At 69.1% G+C, this 22,110-nt stretch carries 21 protein-coding genes, 1 tRNA gene and 1 pseudogene; 15 read left to right on the top strand and 8 right to left on the bottom strand.

Going from position 1 to position 22,110, the window contains the following annotated elements; translation table 11 throughout:
* The first annotated feature begins 363 nt into the window (after positions 1–363).
* The gene (locus tag HNQ67_RS10230) at positions 364–1,617 is read left to right on the top strand and encodes a dipeptidase (protein WP_183255054.1); all 1,254 of its coding nucleotides are present in this window, start codon (positions 364–366) and stop codon (positions 1,615–1,617) included.
* Between the two features lie 450 nt (positions 1,618–2,067).
* Here HNQ67_RS10230 and HNQ67_RS10225 read toward each other — a convergent pair.
* Positions 2,068–2,514, bottom strand: a pseudogene (locus tag HNQ67_RS10225) (tRNA (cytidine(34)-2'-O)-methyltransferase); the annotation flags it as partial.
* Between the two features lie 195 nt (positions 2,515–2,709).
* Here HNQ67_RS10225 and petA point away from each other — a divergent pair.
* The 7 genes from petA to HNQ67_RS10190 all read left to right on the top strand — a co-directional run bounded on the left by petA (position 2,710) and on the right by HNQ67_RS10190 (position 10,011).
* Entirely contained in the window at positions 2,710–3,246 is a 537-nt protein-coding gene (gene petA / locus HNQ67_RS10220) for a ubiquinol-cytochrome c reductase iron-sulfur subunit (protein ID WP_183255051.1), read from the top strand.
* 17 nt (positions 3,247–3,263) lie between these two features.
* The gene (locus HNQ67_RS10215; protein WP_183255049.1) at positions 3,264–4,586 is read left to right on the top strand and encodes a cytochrome b; all 1,323 of its coding nucleotides are present in this window, start codon (positions 3,264–3,266) and stop codon (positions 4,584–4,586) included.
* Between the two features lie 8 nt (positions 4,587–4,594).
* On the top strand, positions 4,595–5,470 hold the full coding sequence (locus tag HNQ67_RS10210; protein ID WP_246347549.1) for a cytochrome c1: 876 nt from the start codon (positions 4,595–4,597) through the stop codon (positions 5,468–5,470).
* Between the two features lie 121 nt (positions 5,471–5,591).
* Entirely contained in the window at positions 5,592–6,176 is a 585-nt protein-coding gene (locus HNQ67_RS10205) for a DUF1579 domain-containing protein (protein WP_183255047.1), read from the top strand.
* Between the two features lie 71 nt (positions 6,177–6,247).
* Positions 6,248–7,906, top strand: coding sequence for a M28 family metallopeptidase (locus tag HNQ67_RS10200; RefSeq protein ID WP_183255046.1), 1,659 nt, complete (start codon positions 6,248–6,250; stop codon positions 7,904–7,906).
* Positions 7,907–7,996: 90 nt separating this feature from the next.
* Positions 7,997–9,625, top strand: coding sequence for a M28 family peptidase (locus HNQ67_RS10195; protein ID WP_183255044.1), 1,629 nt, complete (start codon positions 7,997–7,999; stop codon positions 9,623–9,625).
* Positions 9,622–10,011, top strand: a complete 390-nt coding sequence (locus HNQ67_RS10190) for a Rid family hydrolase (protein ID WP_183255042.1) — start codon at positions 9,622–9,624, stop codon at positions 10,009–10,011. Before HNQ67_RS10195 ends, HNQ67_RS10190 begins: the two co-directional genes overlap by 4 nt.
* Positions 10,012–10,023: 12 nt before the next feature.
* On the opposite strand, the gene HNQ67_RS10185 is transcribed toward HNQ67_RS10190, so the two are convergent.
* From HNQ67_RS10185 to HNQ67_RS10170, 4 genes are all read right to left on the bottom strand, one after another.
* Positions 10,024–11,166: a beta-ketoacyl-ACP synthase III gene (locus HNQ67_RS10185; RefSeq protein ID WP_183255040.1), complete on the bottom strand. Its 1,143-nt coding sequence runs from the start codon at positions 11,164–11,166 to the stop codon at positions 10,024–10,026.
* A gap of 75 nt (positions 11,167–11,241) precedes the next feature.
* Positions 11,242–12,099 (bottom strand): HpcH/HpaI aldolase/citrate lyase family protein, encoded by an 858-nt coding sequence (locus HNQ67_RS10180; protein WP_183255038.1) that lies wholly within the window; start codon positions 12,097–12,099, stop codon positions 11,242–11,244.
* Positions 12,099–12,776, bottom strand: coding sequence for an SDR family NAD(P)-dependent oxidoreductase (locus tag HNQ67_RS10175; protein ID WP_183255037.1), 678 nt, complete (start codon positions 12,774–12,776; stop codon positions 12,099–12,101). The genes HNQ67_RS10180 and HNQ67_RS10175 overlap by 1 nt, the downstream gene beginning before the upstream one ends.
* Positions 12,777–12,813: 37 nt before the next feature.
* On the bottom strand, positions 12,814–13,308 hold the full coding sequence (locus HNQ67_RS10170) for a GAF domain-containing protein (protein WP_183255035.1): 495 nt from the start codon (positions 13,306–13,308) through the stop codon (positions 12,814–12,816).
* A 267-nt stretch (positions 13,309–13,575) separates the two neighbouring features.
* Here HNQ67_RS10170 and HNQ67_RS10165 point away from each other — a divergent pair, with 267 nt between their 5' ends.
* The gene (locus HNQ67_RS10165; protein ID WP_183255033.1) at positions 13,576–15,054 is read left to right on the top strand and encodes a tetratricopeptide repeat protein; all 1,479 of its coding nucleotides are present in this window, start codon (positions 13,576–13,578) and stop codon (positions 15,052–15,054) included.
* Between the two features lie 15 nt (positions 15,055–15,069).
* Positions 15,070–16,566 (top strand): right-handed parallel beta-helix repeat-containing protein, encoded by a 1,497-nt coding sequence (locus HNQ67_RS10160; RefSeq protein ID WP_183255031.1) that lies wholly within the window; start codon positions 15,070–15,072, stop codon positions 16,564–16,566.
* Here HNQ67_RS10160 and HNQ67_RS10155 read toward each other — a convergent pair.
* A tRNA-Ile gene (locus HNQ67_RS10155) sits at positions 16,564–16,636 on the bottom strand. The two genes, HNQ67_RS10160 and HNQ67_RS10155, sit on opposite strands and share 3 nt — an antisense overlap.
* 202 nt (positions 16,637–16,838) lie before the next feature.
* Between HNQ67_RS10155 and HNQ67_RS10150 the strand changes: the two genes are divergently transcribed.
* Entirely contained in the window at positions 16,839–17,645 is an 807-nt protein-coding gene (locus HNQ67_RS10150; protein ID WP_183255029.1) for an SIMPL domain-containing protein, read from the top strand.
* A gap of 64 nt (positions 17,646–17,709) precedes the next feature.
* Here HNQ67_RS10150 and HNQ67_RS10145 read toward each other — a convergent pair whose 3' ends face one another.
* Both HNQ67_RS10145 and panD read right to left on the bottom strand, forming a co-directional pair.
* Complete coding sequence (locus HNQ67_RS10145) at positions 17,710–17,982, bottom strand: hypothetical protein (protein ID WP_183255027.1); 273 nt, start codon at positions 17,980–17,982, stop codon at positions 17,710–17,712.
* Between the two features lie 43 nt (positions 17,983–18,025).
* The gene (panD, locus tag HNQ67_RS10140; RefSeq protein ID WP_183255026.1) at positions 18,026–18,382 is read right to left on the bottom strand and encodes an aspartate 1-decarboxylase; all 357 of its coding nucleotides are present in this window, start codon (positions 18,380–18,382) and stop codon (positions 18,026–18,028) included.
* 221 nt (positions 18,383–18,603) lie between these two features.
* Here panD and sppA point away from each other — a divergent pair, with 221 nt between their 5' ends.
* From sppA to HNQ67_RS10120, 4 genes are all read left to right on the top strand, one after another.
* Positions 18,604–20,385: a signal peptide peptidase SppA gene (sppA, locus tag HNQ67_RS10135; RefSeq protein ID WP_183255024.1), complete on the top strand. Its 1,782-nt coding sequence runs from the start codon at positions 18,604–18,606 to the stop codon at positions 20,383–20,385.
* Positions 20,386–20,494: 109 nt separating this feature from the next.
* The gene (locus HNQ67_RS10130; protein WP_183255022.1) at positions 20,495–20,818 is read left to right on the top strand and encodes a hypothetical protein; all 324 of its coding nucleotides are present in this window, start codon (positions 20,495–20,497) and stop codon (positions 20,816–20,818) included.
* A gap of 1 nt (position 20,819) precedes the next feature.
* Entirely contained in the window at positions 20,820–21,581 is a 762-nt protein-coding gene (locus HNQ67_RS10125; protein WP_183255020.1) for an N-acetylmuramoyl-L-alanine amidase, read from the top strand.
* Positions 21,578–22,108: a DUF6678 family protein gene (locus tag HNQ67_RS10120; RefSeq protein WP_183255018.1), complete on the top strand. Its 531-nt coding sequence runs from the start codon at positions 21,578–21,580 to the stop codon at positions 22,106–22,108. Before HNQ67_RS10125 ends, HNQ67_RS10120 begins: the two co-directional genes overlap by 4 nt.
* Positions 22,109–22,110 lie beyond the last annotated feature (2 nt).

Genomic DNA, 22,110 nt, shown 5'->3' with positions numbered 1-22,110 from the left:
TCGTCATCCCGGACTTGATCCGGGAGCAAGGCGACCAACGCCCGGGGTCTGTCCGGCTGAGGAAAAGGCCGGATGCGATGTCAGGGGCGAGGGGGATACTCGCCCGGTCCGGGGCCCGTGTCGCAAGCACGGCCCGCCCGCCGGAGGCGCTGCGGTAAGGCGATAAGACCGCCACCCGACGCAAGCTTCCGCCCAATCTCCGCGCGGAGCGTCAGTACGGAGTCGAAACGGTTAGTTGAAATTGTCTCCGGGCTCCGGCCCGGCGCTCCGCCGCCTTCCCATCACCGACGGCTCATCGGCTGGCGGCGTTGACGTTCGGCTGCGCTCTGCCACTGTCCGCGTCGCCGTTTCCGGGAGCCTGCAATGATCCGCGCCGTCCTGCTGTCCACCGCCGCCCTTCTCGCGACGGCCGTCCCCGCCGCCGCCCAGGACGAGGCCGCGGCGCGGCGGATCCTGGAGCGGACGCCGCTGATCGACGGGCACAACGACCTGCCGTGGGCGCTGCGTCAGGCCTTCGGCAACGACCCGCACGCGGTCGACCTGAGCGCCAACCTCGACGCCTCGACCCAGCTTCACACCGACATCCCGCGGCTGCGCGCCGGCGGCGTCGGCGGCCAGTTCTGGTCGGTCTATGTCCCCGCCAGCCTGACCCCGGTGGAGGCGGCCAAGGCCACCTTCGAACAGATCGATACGGTCAAGCGGATCGTCGCCGCCCACCCCGAAGTGTTCGAGCTGGCCACGACCGCAGACGACATCCAGCGCATCCACCGGCGGGGCAGGATCGCCTCGCTGATCGGCATGGAGGGCGGTTATTCGATCGCCGATTCGCTCGGCCTGCTGCGCGAGTTCCACGACGCCGGGGCTCGCTACATGACACTGACCCATTCGGCCACGACCAGCTGGGCCGACAGCGCCACCGACGCGCCGAAATGGGGCGGCCTCAACGCCTTCGGCGAGGAGGTGGTCCGCGAGATGAACCGGCTCGGCATGATGGTCGACCTGAGCCACGTCTCGGAAGAGACGATGATGGACGCCATGCGGGTGTCCGAGGCGCCGGTGATCTTCTCCCACTCCTCGGCGCGCGGGGTGACCGGCCATGCGCGCAATGTGCCGGACAGCGTGCTGCGCATGATGCCGGAGGACGGCGGGGTGGTGATGGTCACCTTCGTGCCGGGCTTCGTCAACGAGGCGGTGCGGAGCTGGGGCGCGGCCCGCTCGGCCGAGGAGGCGCGCCTTAAGTCGCTGAACCCGGGCGATCCGGGCGCCGTGACGGCCGGGATGCAGGCGTGGATGGCGGCCAACCCCGCGCCGCGCGCCGGGATCGCCGACGTCGTGGCCCATATCCAGCACGTCCGCGGTCTGGCCGGGATCGACCACGTCGGCCTCGGCGGCGACTTCGACGGCGTCGGCAGCCTGCCCGACGGGCTGGAAGGGGTCGACGCCTACCCCCGCCTGCTGGCGGCCCTGATGGCTGAGGGCTGGAGCGAGGCTGACATCCGCAAACTGGCCGGCGAGAACGTGCTCAGGGTCATGCGGCGGGTCGAGGCGGTTGCCGCCAGCAAGAGCGGCGAGCGCCCGAACCTGGCGAAGCTGCCGGAAGCGGGGGCGCCGGAGTAGGCTTCCCAATTGCCGACCATTTCTCGTCATGCGAGCATCCGATGTCGGAGCCGCCGTTGGAGCATGCCATGACCCGTTCGGAACCCAAGACGTCGCCGGCGCCGAAACGGGGGTGCTGTCCGAACTGCGGCCTCCGAATTTCGCTCTGGCAGTCGGCCCTGTCCCTCAGGGAAATGGAATGTCGGAGATGCGGCTACGGCCTTGATCGAGGACTTTCCAGCAGCTTGGTCGCACTTCCACTTGTTCTGCTAAATTTGCGGATGTTTTCCGAAATGAGCTTTGCCGCTTGGGAGCCGTGGGCAGCCTTCACGGTCTCGGCTGCCGTTCTGAGCGTCTGGCCAATGCTCTTTGCCCGGATCAAGCTCAGCAGCCACTCCTCCTGATTGTCGCAGGAGTGGCGCGGTGCGACCCCTGATCCCCCCCGCTTCGCGAGGCCACCTTCTCCCGCAAGGGGAGAAGGGCGGTGGAGCGCAACCCCTCCCACAGGGCGATCCCCGCGCTGACCGACAGGTTCAGCGACCGTGCCTCGGGCTGGAGGGGGATCACCACCCGCGCGTCCGCCGCCTCATGCACGAAATCCGGCGCGCCGGAGGATTCGCTGCCGAACAGCAGGGTGTCATCCGGCCGGAAGGCGAAATCGTTCAGCGGCGTCGCGCCCTTCGTCGTGAACAGGATCAGGCGTCCGGGGCCGCAGTCGCGCCGGAATTCGTCCCAGCCGGCGTGCCGCGTCATGTGGCCGAGGGGGCCGTAGTCCAGCGCGGCGCGCTTCATCGCCCGGTCGTCGAAACGGAAACCGGTCGGCTCGATGACGTGCAGTTCCACCCCGAAACAGGCGCTCAGCCTGATGCAGGCGCCGACGTTCTGCGGAATGGCCGGTTGAAAAAGGGCGAGACGCATTCTAAGGCCCTCATACGCGTGGCCCGGGGGCTTGTCGCGGCTCGAATTGCGACCGTTTCTCAGGAGGCGGCAGCGACTTGCGGCGATGCGCCGCAAAGCCGGGCCGGGTCAGCCTCAAGGGATTTCGCTAAGGAACGACAGCGTTGAAACGGCGCGCCGCGGGGCGACGCCGCCAACGGCTCAGGAGACGAATCGGTGGCTGCAGACCAGGGCGATCCGAACCATCAGGATCCCAATCGTAGAGACTTCATCCACATCGCGGCCGGCGCGGCCGCGGTGGGAGCCGGAGCCATGGCCGCTTGGCCGCTGATCAATTCGATGAACCCGGCCGCCGACACCCTGGCGCTGTCGACCATCGAGTTCGACCTGACCAAGGTTCAGGAAGGCCAGCAGGTCGTCATCAAGTGGCAGGGCAAGCCGGTGTTCGTGCGCTACCGCACCCCGGCCGAGATCGAGCAGGCCCGTTCCGTGTCGATGGGCGCCCTGAAGGACCCGCAGTCGGACGCCGAGCGCGTCAAGGACGGCCACCAACAGTATCTCGTGGTCATCGGCTCCTGCACCCACCTGGGCTGCGTGCCGACCTTCGGCTCGGGCGATTTCGGCGGCTGGTTCTGCCCCTGCCACGGCTCGCACTACGACACCTCGGGCCGCATCCGGAAGGGTCCGGCGCCGATCAATCTGGTCGTGCCGACCTATGAATACGTGTCCGACACCCGCGTGAAAATCGGCTGAGGACGGGCGAGAGAACGATGAGCGATCACGAATCCACCTACGTCCCCAAGACCGGCATCGAGAAGTGGTTTGACAGCCGCCTGCCGATCATCCGCTTCGGCGCGGACTACATGTCGCTGCCGACCCCGAAGAACCTGAACTACTGGTGGACCTTCGGCGGCATCCTGGCCCTCTGCTTGGTCATCCAGATCGCCACCGGCGTGATCCTGGCCATGCACTATGTGCCGAACACGGAACTCGCCTTCGCCTCGGTCGAGCGCATCATGCGCGACGTCAACGGCGGCGACCTGATCCGCTACACCCACGCCAACGGGGCCTCGATGTTCTTCATCGCGGTCTATCTGCACATGCTGCGCGGGCTGTACTACGGCTCGTACAAGGCCCCGCGCGAGATGATCTGGATCATCGGCTGCGTGATCTTCTTCCTGATGATCGCCACCGCCTTCCTCGGCTATGTGCTGCCGTGGGGCCAGATGTCGTTCTGGGGCGCGGAGGTGATCACCAATCTGATCGGCGCGGTCCCCGTCGTCGGCGAGCCGATCCTGATCTGGCTGCGCGGCGGTCCGGCCATCGACAACGCCACCCTGAACCGCTTCTTCTCGCTGCACTATCTGCTGCCGTTCGTCATCGCCGGCTGCGTGGTGCTGCACCTGTGGGCCCTGCACCACGCCGGTCAGAACAACCCGGTCGGCATCCTGATTCCGAAGGACCGGCAGAAGAAGGACACGGTGCCGTTCCACCCGTATTTCACGGTCAAGGACGGCTTCGCCATCATCCTGTTCCTGATCATGTTCGCCTGGTTCGTCTTCTTCATGCCGAACGCCCTGGGCCACGCCGACAACTACATTCCGGCCAACGCCCTGCAGACCCCGGCGCACATCGTGCCCGAGTGGTACATGCTGCCGTTCTACGCGATCCTGCGCGCCATCCCCGACAAGTTCGGCGGCGTGGTGGCGATGTTCGCGGCGATCGGGGTGCTGTTCGTCCTGCCGTGGCTGGATACGTCCAAGGTGCGCTCGATGCGCTACCGGCCGACCATGCGGACCTTCTTCATCATCTTCGTGCTGGTCGGCATGGGCCTCGGCTGGTGCGGCGCCCAGCTGCCGGACGCGCAGGTGGTGCCGGGCATGCCGAGCTTCACCCTCTTCGACGGCCAGCTGAACAGCTATCTGTGGCTGACCCGCCTGCTGACGGCCTACTATTTCCTGTTCTTCCTGGTGCTGATGCCGCTGGTCGGCCTGCGAGAGACTCCCCGGCCTATCCCGGCGACCATCTCGGAGCCGGTCCTGCCCACCGTCGACGACCCGCTCGGCGCGGGCTCTTCCGAGCAGAAGGGCTGAGACCGACCATGACCCTCGAGACTTCGATGCGTTCGATGAAAAAGACCCTGGTCCTGATCGCCGTCGCGGCCGGCCTGGCCGTTTCGGCCCAGCCCGCGCTGGCCGAGGGCGGGGCCAAGCACCCGCGCAGCGGCGGCTTCAGCTTCGAGGGCCCGTTCGGGACCTTCGACCAGGGCCAGCTGCAGCGCGGCTACAAGGTCTATCGCGAGGTCTGCGCCTCATGCCACGGCATGGACCTGATGTATTTCCGCACCCTGGCCGAGCCGGGCGGACCCTTCTACGACCCGCATCAGGAAAACCCGGCCGCCAACCGCTTCGTCAAGGTGCTAGCCGCCGAGGCCCAGGTGCCGGACATCGACAGCGAGACCGGCGAGGCGATCATGCGCGACGGCGTGCCGGCCGACCGCTTCCCCAACCCCTATCCGAACGCCACGGCCGCGGCCGCGGGCAACGGCGGGGCGATGCCGCCCGACCTCTCGGTCATGGCCAAGGCGCGTCATGACGGGGCCAACTACATCTACTCCCTGCTGGCCGGCTATCGCGCGCCGCCCGCCGGGCTGAAGGTCGGTCCGGGCCAGTACTACAACCCCTATATGGCCGGGGACCTGAGCTCCTACTGGGAGGGCGACGCGCACCATGTGCCGGTGGGCGGCTTCATCGCCATGCCGCCGCCGCTTCAGAACGGCCAGGTGACCTATGACGACGGCGCGGCCGAGACGGTCGACCAGTATTCCAAGGACGTCGCCGCCTTCATCGCCTGGGCCTCCGATCCGAAGCAGGTCCAGCGCAAGCAGTCGGGCCTGGGGGTGATGATCTTCCTGTTCCTGTTCGCCGGCGTGACCTATCTGAGCTACCGCCGCATCTGGAAGGGTGTCGCCCACTAGGGAGGCCCGCCTTTCGAACGCCGATCAACCCGCCGGGGCCTCAGCGCCGGCGGGTTTTTCGTGTGCGCTTGCGGCCTAACGAAAAGTGCTTTATGAAGTAAAGTCAGATTAGGAGGTTGTCATGACGCGCAGTCTTTCTCTGCTTTCCGCCGCCGCCGCGGCGATCCTGCTGGTCACGCCGGTGGCGGCCGCGGCCCAGATGCCGGTCCAGCCCGCCGGGACGCCGGCCCAGCGCGAAGCGATCGGCGCGCTCGACTTCATGGATGGCGAATGGCGCGGCACGGCCGTGATCATGGGACCGGGCGGCGCGACGACCCTGACGCAGACCGAGCGGGTCGGCCCGATGCTGGGCGGCTCTATCAAGGTGATTGAGGGGCGGGGCTACACCGCCGACGGCTCGACCGAATTCAACGCCATGGCGGTGCTGTCGTGGAACGCCGAGGCCGGCCGCTATGTGTTCCGGTCGTGGGCCAACGGCTTCACCGGCGAGTACCCGTTCGAGCGCACCGCCGACGGTTTCCGCTGGGAGGTGCCCGCCGGACCGAACGCGAAGATCGAATATGTCGCCACCGTGCGGGACGGGCGCTGGCGCGAGGTCGGGACCTATGTCGCCGAGGGCCGGTCCCGGCGGCCGTTCATCGAGATGAACCTGACCCGCCTCGGCGACAGCAACTGGCCGGCGGGCGGGGCGGTGTCGCCGCGCTGAGGCGGCGCATCGACAGCCCGGCGGGCGCGCACTAGGGTCGCGGCCTGTTCAAGGCTGAGGGTGTTTCGTCCATGCGTCTCCTGTCCACCGCCGCCGCGCTCGCCGCCGGCGCCCTGATCTCCGCCTGCGCCAGCACGGGCGCCGCGCCGCCGGCGCCCATCGGTTTCGACGCCGCGCGGCTGTCGGAGCATGCGCGGGTGCTGTCCGATGACAGCTTCGAGGGCCGGGGCATCGGCACGGCGGGCGAGACGAAGACGGTCGCCTATCTCACGGAGCAGTACGCCGCCGCCGGCTTCCAGCCGGGCGGCGAGAACGGCGGCTGGACCCAGGACGTGACCCTGAACCGGTTCAGCGTTTCGGATGCGCAGGCGGCTTTCAAGGTCGGCGGGGAGACCATGCGCCTGACCCCGGGGCAGGAGATCGTGATCTCGACCCGGCTGCCGGGTCGGCATGTGATGCTGACCGACACGCCGCTGGTCTTCGTCGGCTACGGCATCAAGGCGCCCGAGCGGAACTGGGACGACTTCAAGGACGTCGACGTGCGCGGCAAGATCATTGTCGTGCTGGTCAATGACGCCGACTTCGAACAGCCGGAGCTGAACACCTTCAACGGCCGGGCCATGACCTACTACGGCCGCTGGACCTACAAATACGAGGAGGCGGCGCGGCAGGGCGCGGCGGGCGTCATCATCGTCCACGAGACCGCGCCGGCGTCCTACGGCTGGCCCACGGTGGCCAACAGCTGGTCGGGGCCGCAGTTCGATATCGTGCGCCAGAACGCCGCCTCGGAACGGGTCAAGATGGAGAGCTGGATCCAGCGCGACGTCGCGGTCGATCTGTTCCGCAAGGCGGGGCTCGATTTCGAGGCGCTGAAGACGCAGGCGCGCAGCCGCGACTTCCGCCCCGTGACGCTGCCGGGCGCGAGCTTCAGCGGCATGTTCGACGTGGCCACCAGCCAGGTGACGACGCAGAACGTGCTGGCCCGCCTGCCGGGCACGACGCACCCGGACGAGACCATCCTCTACACCGCCCACTGGGATCACATCGGCGTGGGCGAGCCCGACGCCAACGGCGACGCCATCTTCAACGGCGCGGTCGACAACGCCACCGGCACCGCCGCCCTGCTGGAGCTGGCCCGGGTCTGGGCCGCCGGCCCGCGACCGGAGCGGTCGATCGTGATGATCAGCTTCACCGCCGAGGAAAGCGGCCTGCTGGGGTCTGAATTCTACGCCGCCAATCCGATCTACTCGCTCGAGAAGACGGTGGCGGGGTTCAACATGGACGCCATGAACGTCTATGGCCGCGTCGCCGATCTGGGCGTGGTCGGCTACGGCCAGTCGGAGCTGGACGAGCGGCTGGCCGCCGCCGCCGCCCGTCAGGGCCGCGCCATCGCGCCCGACGCCAACCCGGCCGCCGGCAGCTATTTCCGCAGCGATCACTTCCCGCTGGCCAAGCGCGGCGTGCCCATGGCCTACGCCGAGGGCAGCGGCGAATTCCGCGACCCGCCGGTCGGACCGCGCGAGGCCGCCCGCGACGAATACGGCGCCAAACGCTACCACCAGGCCGACGACGAATGGTCGGCCGACTGGGATCTGGGCGGCCAGATCGAGGACATGGAAGTGGCCCTGTGGATCGGTCGCGACTTGGCCAACAGCCGCGACTGGCCGGGCTGGAAGCCGGGCTCGGAGTTCGGGCCCGCCCGCGCCGCCAGCGCCGCCGCGCGGGACTGAGCCGCCGACGCAGCACATGACGAAAACTTAACGGGCGGTCCTTCGGGGCCGCCCTAGAGTGCGTCCAAAATAGGGATGGAGCCTTCCTGCATGTTTCGCGCACTCACCAGCGGCGTCGCCGCCGCCGCGCTGTTGTTCGCCGCCGGATCGGCCATGGCGCAGGACTTTTCGGCCGAGCGGATCAGCAACGACATCCGCACCATCAGCGCCGACGAATTCCAGGGCCGCTACCCCGGCACCGAGGGCGAGCGGATGACGCTGGCCTGGCTGCAGACGCAGTACGAGTCCATGGGGCTGCAGCCCGGCGGGCCGAACGGCCAGTGGCTGCAGGCGGTGCATCTGAAGCGGTTCACCCCGGTCGAAGGGGCCGCCAGCGCCAGCTGGACCGGGCCGGACGGCGTCAGCCATCCGCTGGCCGTCGGCAGCGACGTCACCCTGCGCGCCGTCAGCAACGACGGTCGCGCCTCGATCGCCGGCGCGCCGCTGGTCTTCGCCGGTTACGGCATCACGGCGCCCGAGCGGAACTGGGACGACTACGGCGACATCGACGTGCGCGGCAAGGTCGTGGTGGTGATGGGCGGCGAGCCGGACGGTGAGCTGTTCAACGGCGAATACAGCACCAATTACGAGTCCGGGGCCTACAAGGCCGACGAGGCCTTCCGCCGCGGCGCGGTCGGCATCGTCACCCTGGTGCCGCAGCCGGCGGATTCGCCGATGTGGCAGCGCGCGGCCCGGTTCTCGAACCGCACCCGGACCCTGACGCCGGGCGCCGCCGATCTTGAATTCTCGATGGCCATCAACCACGACGTCGCCGCGCAATGGGCCGCCGCCGCCGGCCTCGACGTCACCGCCCTTGGCCGGATCGGGTCCGGCGCCTTCAAGGCCGTGCCGCTGAACGGCGTCACCCTGTCGGTTGAGACGGCGGAGACCAGCGAAACCCTGGTCACCCACAATCTGCTGGCCCGCATTCCGGGGACCCAGCGGCCGCACGAGACCATCGTCTATTCGGCCCACTGGGATCACGTCGGCGGCGAGGCCCAGCACCCGGAAACCCCCGGCGACGACAAGATTTTCAACGGCGCCTGGGACAATGCTTCGGGCACCGCCGGCGTGGTCGAGATGGCCCGCCAGATCAGCCGCGCCCCGCGGCCCGAACGCTCGATCGTCTTCGCCCATATGGCGGCCGAGGAGATGGGGCTGCTGGGGGCCTATGGCTACGCCGCCGATCCGGTCTGGCCGCTGGAGACGACGGTCGCCGACATCAACATCGACATGCTGCCGCTGTCGGGTTCGACGAAGGACATCCCGATCTTCGGCAAGGGACAGAACGATCTGGAAGACCGGCTGCAGGCGCTGGCCGAGCCGCTGGGCCGCTATGTCTCGGACGACGGCATGCCGGAGCAGGGCTTCTACTACCGCTCCGACCACTTCCCCTTCGCCCGCGCGGGCGTGCCGGCCATCATGCCGTGGCACGGCTGGGACTGGGTCGAGGGCGGCCGGGAGGCGGGCGAGGCGGCGTGGAAGGCTAAATTCGGGGCCGACTATCACAAGCCGTCGGACGAATGGTCGGCGGACTGGGACCTGACCTCGGCGACCGAAAACCTGACCCTGCTGTACCACTTGGGTCTGGACCTCGCGAACAGCGAAGACTGGCCGGGCTGGAAGCCGACGTCGGAGTTCGCCCAGGTGCGCGCGCGCTCGGACGCCGCGCGCCAGTGACAGCCCGGATACGGCCCCTGACCGGCGACGGCTCGCCGCCGGTCGAGGGCGCATATCCGCAGGCGGTGGAAGTGGCGAGCCCGGACCGCTGGCTCTACCTGTCCGGCCAGATTCCGGTCGCGCCCGACGGCTCGCTGGCCGCCGACTTCACCGGCCAGTGCGACCAGGTCTGGGACAATATCGAGACCCAGTTGGCCGCCGCCGGGATGACCCTCGACAATCTGGTCAAGGTGACGACCTTTCTGTCGGACCGCCGCTACGCCCTCGAGAACCGCGAAGTCCGGGTGCGGCGGCTGGCCGGGCGGCAGCCCGCCCTGACCGTGATCGTCACCGGCATCTTCGACGAGGCCTGGCTGGTCGAGATCGAGGCGGTGGCGGCGGCGTAGCGCCTCGGTCCATCACCGTTTGCGCACGAACACCGTGCCGGCCGAATAGCCCGCGCCGAAGCTGCAGATCAGGCCTGTGTCGCCGGGGGCGAGGCCGTCCTGGTGCAGGTGGAAGGCGATGATCGAGCCGGCCGAGGAGGTGTTGGCGTAGTCGTCAAGGATGATGACGTTCTCGTCCGGCGATGGCTCGCGGCCCAGCACCTTGCGACCGATGAACTGGTTCATGTTGATGTTGGCCTGGTGCAGCCACAGCCGCTTCAGGGCGGCCGGGTCGAGGCCGAGATCGGCGGCGTGGTCGACGATCATGTCCGAGACCATCGGCACCACGTCCTTGAACACCTTGCGGCCCTGCTGGACGAACATCTTGTCGGTCAGGCCGTTGGCGGGAACGGATTCGACCTCGCCCGTCGGCAGGGCGGCCTTGTTCAGGAAGCCGAAATTATTGCGGATGTTGTTCGACATCACCGTCTTCAGCCGCGTGCCGAGCACGTCCCAGCCGCCGGGGCCGGCCTGGTCCGAGGCCTCGACGATGACGGCGGTGGCGACATCGCCGAAGATGAAGTGGCTGTCGCGGTCCCTGAAGTTCAGGTGGGCCGAGCAGATCTCCGGATTGACCATCAACACCGCCTTGACCGAACCCGAGGCGATGAAGTCGGCGGCGGTCTTGATGCCGAAGGTGGCCGAGGAGCAGGCCACGTTCATGTCGAAGGCGAAGCCGTCGATGCCCAGAGCCTGCTGCACCTCGATGGCCATGGCGGGGTAGGGGCGCTGCATGTTGGAGGCGGCGCAGAGAACGGCGCCGATCTCCGAAACCGGCTTGCCCCAGGCGGCGATGGCGTCCTGCGCGGCCTTCACGGCCATTTCGGCGAGAACCGACAACTCGTCGTTGGATCGCTCGGGGATGTTCGGGACCATGCGGGTCGGGTCGAGCACCCCGGCCTTGTCGATGACGAAGCGGGACTTGATGCCCGAGGCCTTCTCGATGAACTCCACGGAAGAGGGTGTCAGGGCCTCCAGGTCGCCGGCGGCGATGCCGGCGGCGTGCTGTTCGTTGAAGCGCTCGGCGAAGGCGTTGTAGGCGGCGACCAGTTCCTCGTTGGAGATGGAATGCTCCGGCGTGAACAGGCCGGTGGCGGCGATGACGGCGGTGGTCATGGAAGAGGGAGCCCTGTCGCTCGGGGCGCGGCCGCTCGCTGTTTGAGGGCCCGCTGGGTTCTGTTTCTGGACGGACTAGATAGGCGTGTCCTGTGGCGGGGTCGAGGCGGCGTCGTGCCGGGCCAGCAGACGGTGAGCGGCGTCGAGGTGCAGGCGCTCGACCATGCGGTAGCCGACGCGAATGGCGCCCTTGCCCTCGGCCCCGGCCGCGGCGAAGGCGGCGACGATCTCGCGGGCCCTCGCCACTTCTTCCGGCGAGGGGGAGAAGGCGGCGTTGGCGGCGGCGATCTGGTTCGGATGGATCAGGCTCTTGCCGTCGAAGCCGAAAGCGCGGCCCTGGCGGCATTCGGCCTCGAGCTGATCGGCGTCGTCGGTGGCGTTGACGACGCCGTCGATGGCCAACAGGCCGTGCCCGCGCGCGGCGGCGACAAGGGCGGCCAGCCAGGGCTTGAGCGGATCGCGGTCGGGGCCCGGCACCAGATTCATCTGCTCGCCGAAATCGTTGAGGCCCAGCATCAGCGCGGCCAGCGGGGCGCCCGCGCCGGCGATCCGGTCAAGGCGCAGGACGGCCAGGGGGGTCTCGATCATGATCCACATGGCGACGCCGTCGGACAGGCGGTCGGCGACGGCGCGCACGGCCTCGGGGCTTTCGATCTTGGGCGCGACCACGAAGGCGGGTTGCAGGCCGGACAGGGCCGTGAGGTCGTCGGCGCCCCATGCGGTGTCGAGACCGTTGACGCGCACCCCGACGCGGGGACGGAAGCCGCCGGCCGAAAGCGCCTCGACGGCGGCGGCGCGGGCTTCGGTCTTGGCGTCCGGCGCGACGGCGTCCTCCAGATCGAGGATCACGGCGTCGCAATCGAGGCCGCGCGCCTTCTCGATCGCCCGGGCATTGCTGGCGGGGAGGTAGAGGACCGAGCGGAACAGATCCATCAGACCCGGCCCGTGACCGGGATCAGGGCCCCGGTCATGGCGCGGCTCTCCGGCGAGGCGAGGAACAGGATGACGCGGGCGAGGTCGGCGGGCTGGACCCATGTCGCGGGGTCGGCGTCGGGCATGTCCATGCGGTTCTGTTCGGTGTCGAGGATGGACGGCAGGACGGCGTTGACCGTGACGGAGGTCGATTTCAGCTCTTCGGCGAGGCTCTCGGTCAGTCGGTGGACGCCGGACTTGGCGGCGGCGTAGGCGCCCATGCCCGCCGCGCTCTTCAGCGCTCCGGCGGCGCCGACGTTGACGATGCGACCCTCGTCCGAGCGTTTCAGCGCCGGCAGGGCGGCGCGGGCGGCGTTGAGGGCGGTCTTCACATTGAGGGCGTACATCCGGTCCCAGGCGGGCTCGGCGTCGTCGGTCGTCTGCCAGACGAAGCCGCCGGCGATGTTGAGCAGGGCGTCCAGCCGACCGAAGCGCTCGATCACGGCGCTCACCGCCCTGTCGGCCGCGGCGCCGTCGGTGAGGTCGACGGCGGCCAGCTCGAGCACGCCGTCCGGCACGGACCGGCCCCGGGCGTGATCGATGACGGCGACGCCCAGACCTTCGGCCACGGCCGCCTCGAGAACGGCGCGGCCGAGCACGCCGTGGCCGCCGGTGATGGCGATGACCCGATCCGACATGACATCCTCCCTGTGTGGCGGACGGCTTAGCAGATGATCAGGCCGCGAACACCCGGCCGAGCAGTCGCTCGAGCGCCCCGGCGTCGACGGCGTCGAAGGCGGCCTTTTCGGTCGCGTCGATGTCGAACACGGCGATCAGGTTTCCGGCGGCGTCGATGACCGGCACGACGATCTCGCTGGCCGAGCGGCTGTCGCAGGCAATGTGGCCGGGGAAGGCGTGGACGTCCTCGACGACTTGGGTCGTGCGGTCCCGCGCCGCCGCGCCGCAGACCCCTCGGCCGAAGGGAATGCGCAGGCAGCCGAGGGTCCCCTGATACGGGCCCACCACCAGTTCGGCGGCCTTGTCGGGATCGACGACGTAGAACCCGGTCCAGAAGAAGGCGGGAAAGGCGTCGGCCAGCATCGAGCACACCGTCGCCATGCGCGCCACGAGGTTCGGTTCGCCGTCGAGGACGGCGAGGATCTCCTGCTCCACCTCGGCGTAGCGGGCGGCCTTGTCGGCGGGGCGATCGTCGCGGGCGAGGTAGGACATCGAGGCGGCACTCCAAGGGCAACGGCAGCCATATAGGGGTCCCCGTCCGGACAGGCGAGGGGGGCGTTTTCGCCTGACAGGGGAATCGCAAGCGACTGATTATTGGAGATAAGTACGGAGGCGAACACAAAACGGCCGGGCTGCGGCAACGCTTTGTCGCAAACCAGCGTTAACCTTGACAGACAGTTAACTGGACCGGACTGTCCCGGTCGCGCAAAGCTTAACGGGTGGGCCGGGGGGACGCCCGCTCCAGTGGTGCGAGGGTTCATGGGCGAGGGCGAGGGGAACAAGACCGACCATGGCCGGTCCGGCCGGTCGCGCGGCCCCGTCGCCATCGCTGCGATCGCGGGGGCGCTGGCGCTGGCGGCGCTGGGCATGGCCTCGTGCGGCGACCGGGGCGAAGGCCTCAGATTCTGGCAGCGCACGGATACGGCGTCCAACGCCTGCCCGCGCCCGGCCTCGCTGACCGGTTCCGAATTCAACGCCCAGGAGACGGGGCTGCGCGCCCTGCGCCGGGCCGCCTTCCGCGGCGACTTCTTCGCCCAGCTGGAGCTGGGGTCACGCTACGCCGCCATCCGCGCCACCGACAAGAACATCGAGGACCCGATCGAGAGCGCCACCTGGTACGCCATGGCGCTGGCCAACGACGAGGGTTACGCCCCGATCAACCGCGTCGACCGCGGCGGCTTCGGCGGTTGGCGACCGCTGTCGAAATACGACGACTGCCGGGCCTTCGAGCGGCATATGGCTTACCAGCGGCTGGATCGTCAGCTGGGTCAGATGACCCGGGAAGAACAGGAGTCGGTGCGCGACCGCGTCGTCTATGTGCTGTCGACCCAGGACGCCGAAGGCTTCCGCACCCTGGCGCGGCTTCACGACGGGCTTTACGGCCCCTTCGGCGAGCCGGAGGACAACCGCGAGGCCCGCGAGGCCTGGGGACGCGGTGGCGGCGACGAACGCGATCGCCGGCGGCGCGGCTATCTGGCCGCGACCAGCCTGTTCCCCCGCAACGACGTGGACGCCTACCTCTACAACTATCTCGCGGTGCAGACCGGCGACGTCGGCGCCTATGTGCTGATGAAGGATTTCGAGAAGTCGGCCCCGCGGCGGGACCAGTACAGCCGTTTCGTCGAGGCCAAGGCCCGGCAGTGGACGCCGCCATTCGAATTCTACCCGAACGAGGCGCCGGCCTCGGGCGTGCCGTTCTCCGACGAGAGCCGTCCGCGCGGCGACGCCTATGAATACGCCCTGACCCGGATGGGGACGGAGCTGCCGTTCATCCATGTCGGCCGGGCCCTTCGCTACCTCGGCATCACCGAGACGGCGGCGACGCGACCGGAGGATCTGTCGAAGCGCCAGATCGAGACGCTGGAGGCCATGCTGGGCCATCCGATGGAAAGCCGGCTGTCGTATCTGGAGCGGGTGCGGGCGATCCAGCTGGCCGCCGTCAACGGCTCGTCCGAGGCGCAGCTGGTGCTGGCGGTGATGTACGCCGAGGGCATCGGCCTGCCCGCCGACTACGCCCGCGCCTTCAAATGGTTCGACGAAGCCGCGCGTCAGGGCAGCCCCGAGGCCAAGTTCGCGATGTCGAGCTATTTCGCGCTCGGCGTCTCGGGGGTGGCGGATCAGGACAAGGCCCAGGCCGTGGCCCTGAGGATCGATTCCGCCCTGTCCGGCTTCGGCCCCTCGGCCGCCCGCCTGCAGGCCGTGCTGGCCCAAGTCTCCCGTTCGCAGCAGCGCCGTTAAGGAGGGCGTGGAACCATGACGATCCGTCTCCCCTTCGGTGGTTTCTGCGGCACGGTCGCCGGCGCCGCCGCGATCGCCGCCACCGTCGCCGTCGCAGCGCTGGCCCAGGGCCCCCAGGCCCACGCCCAGGTCGCCGCCAAGGTCGAGAGCCAGACGCGGCCCAACTTCGGCCTGCTGCTCGACCCGCCGACGCGCAGCTACCGCAATCGCGGCTCCAGCCACCGCCGCTACGACTATCGCCGTCACCGGCCTGACTGGCGACCAGACTATCCGACGCATCGGCCGGGCGGCGAGGAGATCGTGCTGGTCGACTGCGGCGGCAATCCTGGCACCGGCGCGGTTGAGGACGCCGTTCGCCGGGTGCGGCCGGGCGGCACCCTGGTCATCCGGGCCCGCGGCGGCGCCTGCGTCGGCTGGCTGAACATCGACAAGCCGATGACCGTCATCGGCGAGAGCGGCTTCGATCCGCGCCGCTGGGCGAACAATCCCAATCCGACGCTGCAGGCGCCGGATGGGCTTCCCTGCATCACCGTGGCCCAGGGAGTCCGGGTCGAAATCCGCGACATGGTGTTCGCCTCGCCGCGCGCCGGAGACGCCGCCTGCATCGTCGGCTACGGCGCCGAGATCATCACGAACCGGGTCGGCTTCCGCCACGCCGGCGACGAGGCGGCCATCTACGCCGACGGCGGGCTGCTATATCTGCGCGACACCATTATCGACGCCCAGACCATCGCCCCGGCCGTCGTCGCCGACGGCGCCGTGCTGGACGCCTGGGAGGTGGTGGTGAGCGGGGCCCAGTCCGGCATGGAGCTGATCCCGGGCGCCGGCCAGACCTCACGCATCGTTTCGACCACGCTGAAGGGAACGAATGCGCCGAACGCCTTCGGTCCGCGTTCGATCGGCATGATCGTGCGCTCGGGCCGGGACTACGGCCGGGTCGAGATCGAGAACACCGCCATCGTCGGCTACGTCGAGGGCGTGGCCATCGAAGGCGCGTCGGTCGACATCAGCAACAGCCGCATCGGCCGCTCGGAAAAGGGCGTGGTGCTCTACAACGGCGAGCTGCGTCTGACCGACAGCCGGATCCGCGCCACGACGGTGGGCGTCGCCGCCGCCTCGGGCAGCGCGGTGATCGTCAACAACGTCTTCTCGAGCGTGCGCGAGGTGATCTACGCCGAGGATCGCGCCAATGTTCAGGCGCGCGGCAACCGGGTCTATTCGGAATACGTCTGCCGGCCCCAGTTCCGCGACCGCTACCGCGGCCGCTACGAGCCCTACTGGCGTCCGGGTCAGGGCTGGGAGTGCGCCCTGGGCTCCTATCCGCGCGACTGGTGGGATGAGGAGGATGGCCTGCTGGGCGTCGAATACTACGACGACGGCTATTCGCTCGACGGCTACGACCGGTATCAGCGCGGCCAGGGCTGGTACGACCGCGACGGCCGCTACGTCTACGACGAGCGCTATCGCGGCGAGGACCGGTGGAGCCGGGGCGGAGGTTTCTGGGGCCGGTAGGCGCGGAGGGACTCGAACCCCCAACCAGACCGTTATGAGCGGTCGGCTCTAACCATTGAGCTACGCGCCCTCCGTGGCGTGCCCGTGGCCTAGCAGGCGGCGCGGCGGCTTGCCAAGCATCATGCGCAGTCGCCTGACAAAGCCTGATTTCCGACCGATGAATGGAACCTGCCGATGGCCCCGGGGCGTTCATTCAGGCACGAACGGCCAAGGTGTCGCCCATGGTCCGCGATCCTCTTCAGACGGACCGCCCCGCATCAGGAGACTGCTCGATGAACAGACCCGTTCCCAGGACCCGCGTCGCCGCCGCGCCGGCCGTGTCCAACCGTATCCTGCTGGTGAGCGGAAGCCTGGTCGCCGCGGCCGCCATGGCCTTCGCGGTCCCGGCCGCCTTCGCGCAGAGCCAGCCCGGCGACGGTGCGCCCCTGACCATCCAGGCGGTGACCGAGCGTCCGTCGCTGAACCTGTCGGCCTATGGCGAGGTCAAGACCGCGCCGGACATGGCCACGATCAGTTTCGGCGTGGTGACGGAAGCCCCGACCGCCGCCGAGGCGATGAGTCAGAACGCCGCGCGGATGAACCAGGTCATGGCCGCGCTGCGCCGGGCGGGGGTCTCCGAACGCGACGTGCAGACCTCGGGCCTGAACCTGTCCGCCCAATACGACTACGTCCAGAACGAACCGCCCCGGCTGCGCGGCTATCAGGCCAGCAATCAGGTGACGGTGATCATCAACGACCTGACCCGGGTGGGCTCGACGGCCGACGCCGTGGTCGCGGCCGGGGTCAACCAGATCAACGGCATCTCGTTCGGCCTCAAGGACCCCACCGCAGCGGAAAATCAGGCCCGCCAGATCGCCGTGCGCAATCTGCAGGCCAAGGCGGCGCTGTATTCGCAGGCCTTGGGGGTCCCGCTGGGCGGCATCCGTTCGCTGACCGAGGGCGGCGGCTACAGCCCGCGTCCGCCGCAGCCGATGTACGCGCGCGCCGAGATGGCCATGGACGGGGGCTCGACCCCGGTGGCCGCCGGCGAGTTGACGGTGCGGATCGACATCACCGGCGTGTATGATCTGAACCGCTAGGTCAGCTCTTCCCGCTCCACTGGCCCTTCCTGCCCTGCGGGAGAGGCCGCTTGCCGTCAGCAGACTACTCCGCCCGAACCAGCACCAAGCCGATGCCGAGGTTGAGGATGTAGCCGACGCCGAGGATGGCCAGGGCGGTGGCGGCGCCGTCGTCGTGGACCAGCAGGGCGAGGCTCCACAGCAGGGCGAGCAAGCGGGCCGGCAGGAAGGTGAGCTGGTCGATCGACTGGCCGAGCAGTTTCAGGCCCGCGGGCGTGGCCATCAACAGGGCCACGGCCCCCGCCACGGCGTAGCCCCCGTACAGGAGCCATTTGATCCAGGACATGCTGCGGGCCATCGGCGCCTCCCTGTGGTCAAGGAAGGCCCGGGCGGAGCGGGCGTCAAGCCGCGCGCTTGATCTCGTTGCGGTCGTCGAGCAGCACCACGGTCGGCGACCACTGGCGGGCTTCTTCCTGCGGCAGCTGGCCGTAGGTCACGACGATGACCTTGTCGTTCTTCTGCACCAGGCGGGCGGCCGCGCCGTTGACGCCGACGACGCGCGAACCGCGCGGGGCCTCGATGGCGTAGGTGGTGAAGCGCTGGCCGTTGGTGATGTTCAGCACATCGACCTGCTCGTGCGGAAAGATGCCCGCGGCGTCGAGCAGGTCGGCGTCGATGGCGATCGAGCCCTCGTAGTCGAGATCGGCTTGGGTCACCGTCGCGCGGTGCAGCTTGGCCTTCATCAGGGTGACCAGCATGGGGAGTGCGGTCCGGGATGACGCGGGGCGATCGGCCCCCGCTCGCAGACCGCTCATATAGGGGGTCCGCCCGCCGTCATCAATCACCCCTGTTGCGGCGCAGCATCGGATATTGCGGCGCCGCTCGCTTGTTACGGGCAGTTCATTTGACCGAAAGGCCAGCCGCCCTATGGTAAAATGTGGCCATCGCCCGGCCCACGCCCTGGACGACTCCCCTCGCCATGAAGCAGTTTTTCCTGACCGTGCTCGGTGTGTTCACCGGCCTGTTCCTCTTTCTCGTGGTGGTGCCGTTCATCCTGATCGCGATTGCGGTCGGTTCGGCGACGTCGAAGGAACCGACGCCGGCGAATACGGTGCTGGAGCTGGATCTGCGCGAGGGCATCACCGACCAGGCCCCGACCAATCCGTTCGCCCTGTTCGGCGGCGGGGGGCTGTCGACCCTGCAGATCGTCGACACCCTGGCCCAGGCCGAGGACGACGGGCGGGTGAAGGTGCTGCTGGTCCGTCTGCCCGAGGCTGGGATCACGCCCGCCGCCGCCGATGAAATCCGTCAGGCCATCCGTCGTTTCCGCGCCTCGGGCAAGCGGGTCATCGCCCACGCCCAGGGCTTCCAGCCCGTCGGCGCGGCCGTCTCCAGCTATATGATCGGGGCGTCGTCCTCGGAGCTGTGGATGCAGAACACATCCAGCTTCCAGCTGGCCGGGCTCTCGGCCGAGTCGGTGTTCCTCGGCCGGGCCTTCGAAAAATACGGCGTCAACGCCCAATTCGAGCAGCGCTACGAGTACAAGAACGCCGTCAACGAATTCACCGAGAGCGACTACACCCCGGCGCATCGTGAGGCGATGGGGGCGTGGATGACCTCGATCTACACCTCGGCCCTGGCCAATGCGGCGCAGGACCGCAAGGTGACGCCGCAGGCGCTGCGCGCCAACATCGAGGCGGGCCCGCACAGCTCGGCCGAGGCGCTGCGGCGTCGTCTGATCGACAAGGTCGGCCAGGTCGAGGAGGCCGAGGCCGAGGCCAAGCGCCGGGCCGGCAAGGGCGCCGAGATCATCGAGTTCGGCGACTACGCCGCGTCGAAGGGCGCCCGCAACGGCGCCGGCAAGAACGCCATCGCCATCGTCGGCGGCGAGGGCGCCATCATGACCGGCACGGGCGGCGGCGCCGATCCGTTCGGCGGCGGCTCGTCGATCATGTCCGACGATCTGGCCGAGGCCATCTACGACGCTATCGAGGACGACGCGGTGAAGGCCATCGTGTTCCGGGTGTCGTCGCCCGGCGGTTCGCCCGACGCATCCGAGCAGATCCTGGCGGCGGTGCGGGCGGCCAGGGCGGCGGGCAAGCCGGTGGTCATTTCGATGGGCGACTATGCGGCGTCTGGCGGCTACTGGATCAGTTCGGAAGCCGACTGGATTGTGGCCCAGCCCTCGACCCTGACCGGATCGATCGGCGTGTATGGCGGCAAGTTGGTGCTGGCCGACGCCCTCGGCCGCTTCGGCATCGACATGCGCAATCTGACCGTCGGCGGCGAATACGCCGACGCCTTCTCGCCGTCCGAGCCGTTCGACACCGCCGACCGCGCCGCCTTCGCGGCCTCCATCGACCGGACCTATGAGGAGTTCATCGCCCGCGTGTCCCGCGGCCGCAAGTTGCCGCCCGCCCGGGTGCGCGAGATCGCCCGCGGCCGCGTCTGGACCGGCGCCCAGGCGCGCTCCATCGGTCTGGTGGACCAGCTCGGGGGCATCGAGGAGGCCATCGCCAAGGCCCGCCAGCTGGCCGAGATCCCGAACGACGAATCGGTGCGTTTCAAACGCTATCCGGAATCGAAGTCGCCGTTCGCGGCCCTGTCAGAGATGTTCGGCGTCTCGGGCGAGGCGGCGCGGGTTCTGGTCGGCATCGGCGCGATCATGAACGATCCGGAAGCGGAGGCGGCGGTGCGCCGGCTGCAGACCGAGCGGGCGCGGGCCTCCGGCGCCTCCGTCCTGGCCGATCAGCCCTACTGAACAGCGACAATCGGACACTCGCCTGTGAAGCGGCGGGACATTGACCGTTTACTGTGATGGACCGACAGTCGGAGTTCGGCGTTGTTCGCAACGTCCCAGAGGTAAAGCCATGACCCAGCCCGACCGCCTGATCTTCGGCTCCGGCCCTTCCGCCCGCCGCCCCGCCAACGGCTTCGTCGCCTCGGTGATGTGGCTCGGCGGCGTGATCGCCACCCTGGCCGCCATGACCATCGGCGCCGTGCTGGCCGTATTCACCGCCGCCGCCGTGGCCGTGATCGCCCTGTTCGCCGGCGCCCTGGTGTTCTTCGCCAGCCTGGCCGTCCGGGCCCGCCGCCGGATGACCGCCCGCAACCGCCGCGGCGACGACGTCATCGAGGCGCGCAAGGTCGACGGGGCCTGGGTCGCCTACGGGTGGGAGCGCCCGGGCCGCTAGGATGCTGGTCGTCCGGGACGCGCCGTCGCCCAATTTCGATCATCGGCGGGGTCCGCCCGACATGCTGGTATTGCACTATACCGGCATGCAGACGGCCGAGGCGGCCGTCGCGCGCCTGTGTGACCCGGACGCCAGGGTCTCCGCCCACTATGTCGTCGACGAGGACGGGTCGATCCTGCGGCTGGTCGCCGAGGAACGTCGCGCCTGGCACGCGGGCAAGGGCGTTTGGCAGGGCGAAACCGACTGCAACACCGCCTCGATCGGCGTCGAGCTCGTCAATCCGGGCCACGAATTCGGCTACCGCGACTTTCCGGAGGCCCAGATCGGGGCCGTCATCAGCCTGGTCAGCGACATCCGCAGCCGCTGGACCATCCCCGACGCCCGCATCATCGGCCATTCCGATCTGGCCCCCGACCGCAAGCAGGACCCCGGCGAGCGATTTCCGTGGAAACGGCTGGCCTCGGTCGGCCACGGCCTGTGGTTCGAGCCCGCCCGGGAGCGGATCGCCGCCCTCGGCGCGCCGCTGGCCGTCGGCGACGAGGGGTTGGGCGTCATCGTGCTGCGCGCCGGCCTGCACCGGCTCGGCTACGGCCTCCAGCCCGGCGGCGACTATGACGAGGCGACCCGCCTGACCGTCGAGGCTTTCCAGCGCCACTGGCGGCCGGGGCAGGTGGACGGCGTCGCGGACGGCGAGACGCGGGCGACCCTGATGGGGGTGCTGCAGCTGGCCGCGGCGGAGAGCCCGACCGGGGTGCTGCAGTGACCGGCAAGCAGCCGACCCGCTCCGAACGAACCGCGAGGCGGGATGCGGATCTCGCCGCGCTCCAGACGCACTGGAATGAGGTGGCGCTGCCCCGGCTCAAGGCGGCGGTGCGGGCCGAAGTCGAACGACGCGGCCTCACCTCTTTCATGAACCGGACCCGCTGGCAGGCCTTGCGGGACGCCGTCGTCGCCGAACTGCCCTTCCGGCCGGCCTTTCAGATCCAGAATGTGCTGGGGCCGCGAGAGACGCCGTGGCGGGTGGATGGGGTGGACTGGCAGGGGACCTGGATCGACGAGGATCTCGAACCTCTGTTCGGAATCGAATGGATACGGGTCGTGCCGCGCTATCGAACCCGGCCCGGCGCCCTGGTCGAGGGGCCGGTCGAGGACTGCACCGATGCGTTTCGCGATCTTCTGGGGGGACTGAACATCCCGTTTCGCGAGGACGAGGCGCAGACCTTCTGGATTTACGGTTATGCCCCTGCCGACCCGGCGACATTGACCTCGCCGCCGGAAGGGGCCACCTAGCC

This window comes from Brevundimonas basaltis (assembly GCF_014202075.1).
GTDB lineage: Bacteria > Pseudomonadota > Alphaproteobacteria > Caulobacterales > Caulobacteraceae > Brevundimonas > Brevundimonas basaltis.
This window is presented reverse-complemented; position numbering and strand designations above follow the sequence as displayed.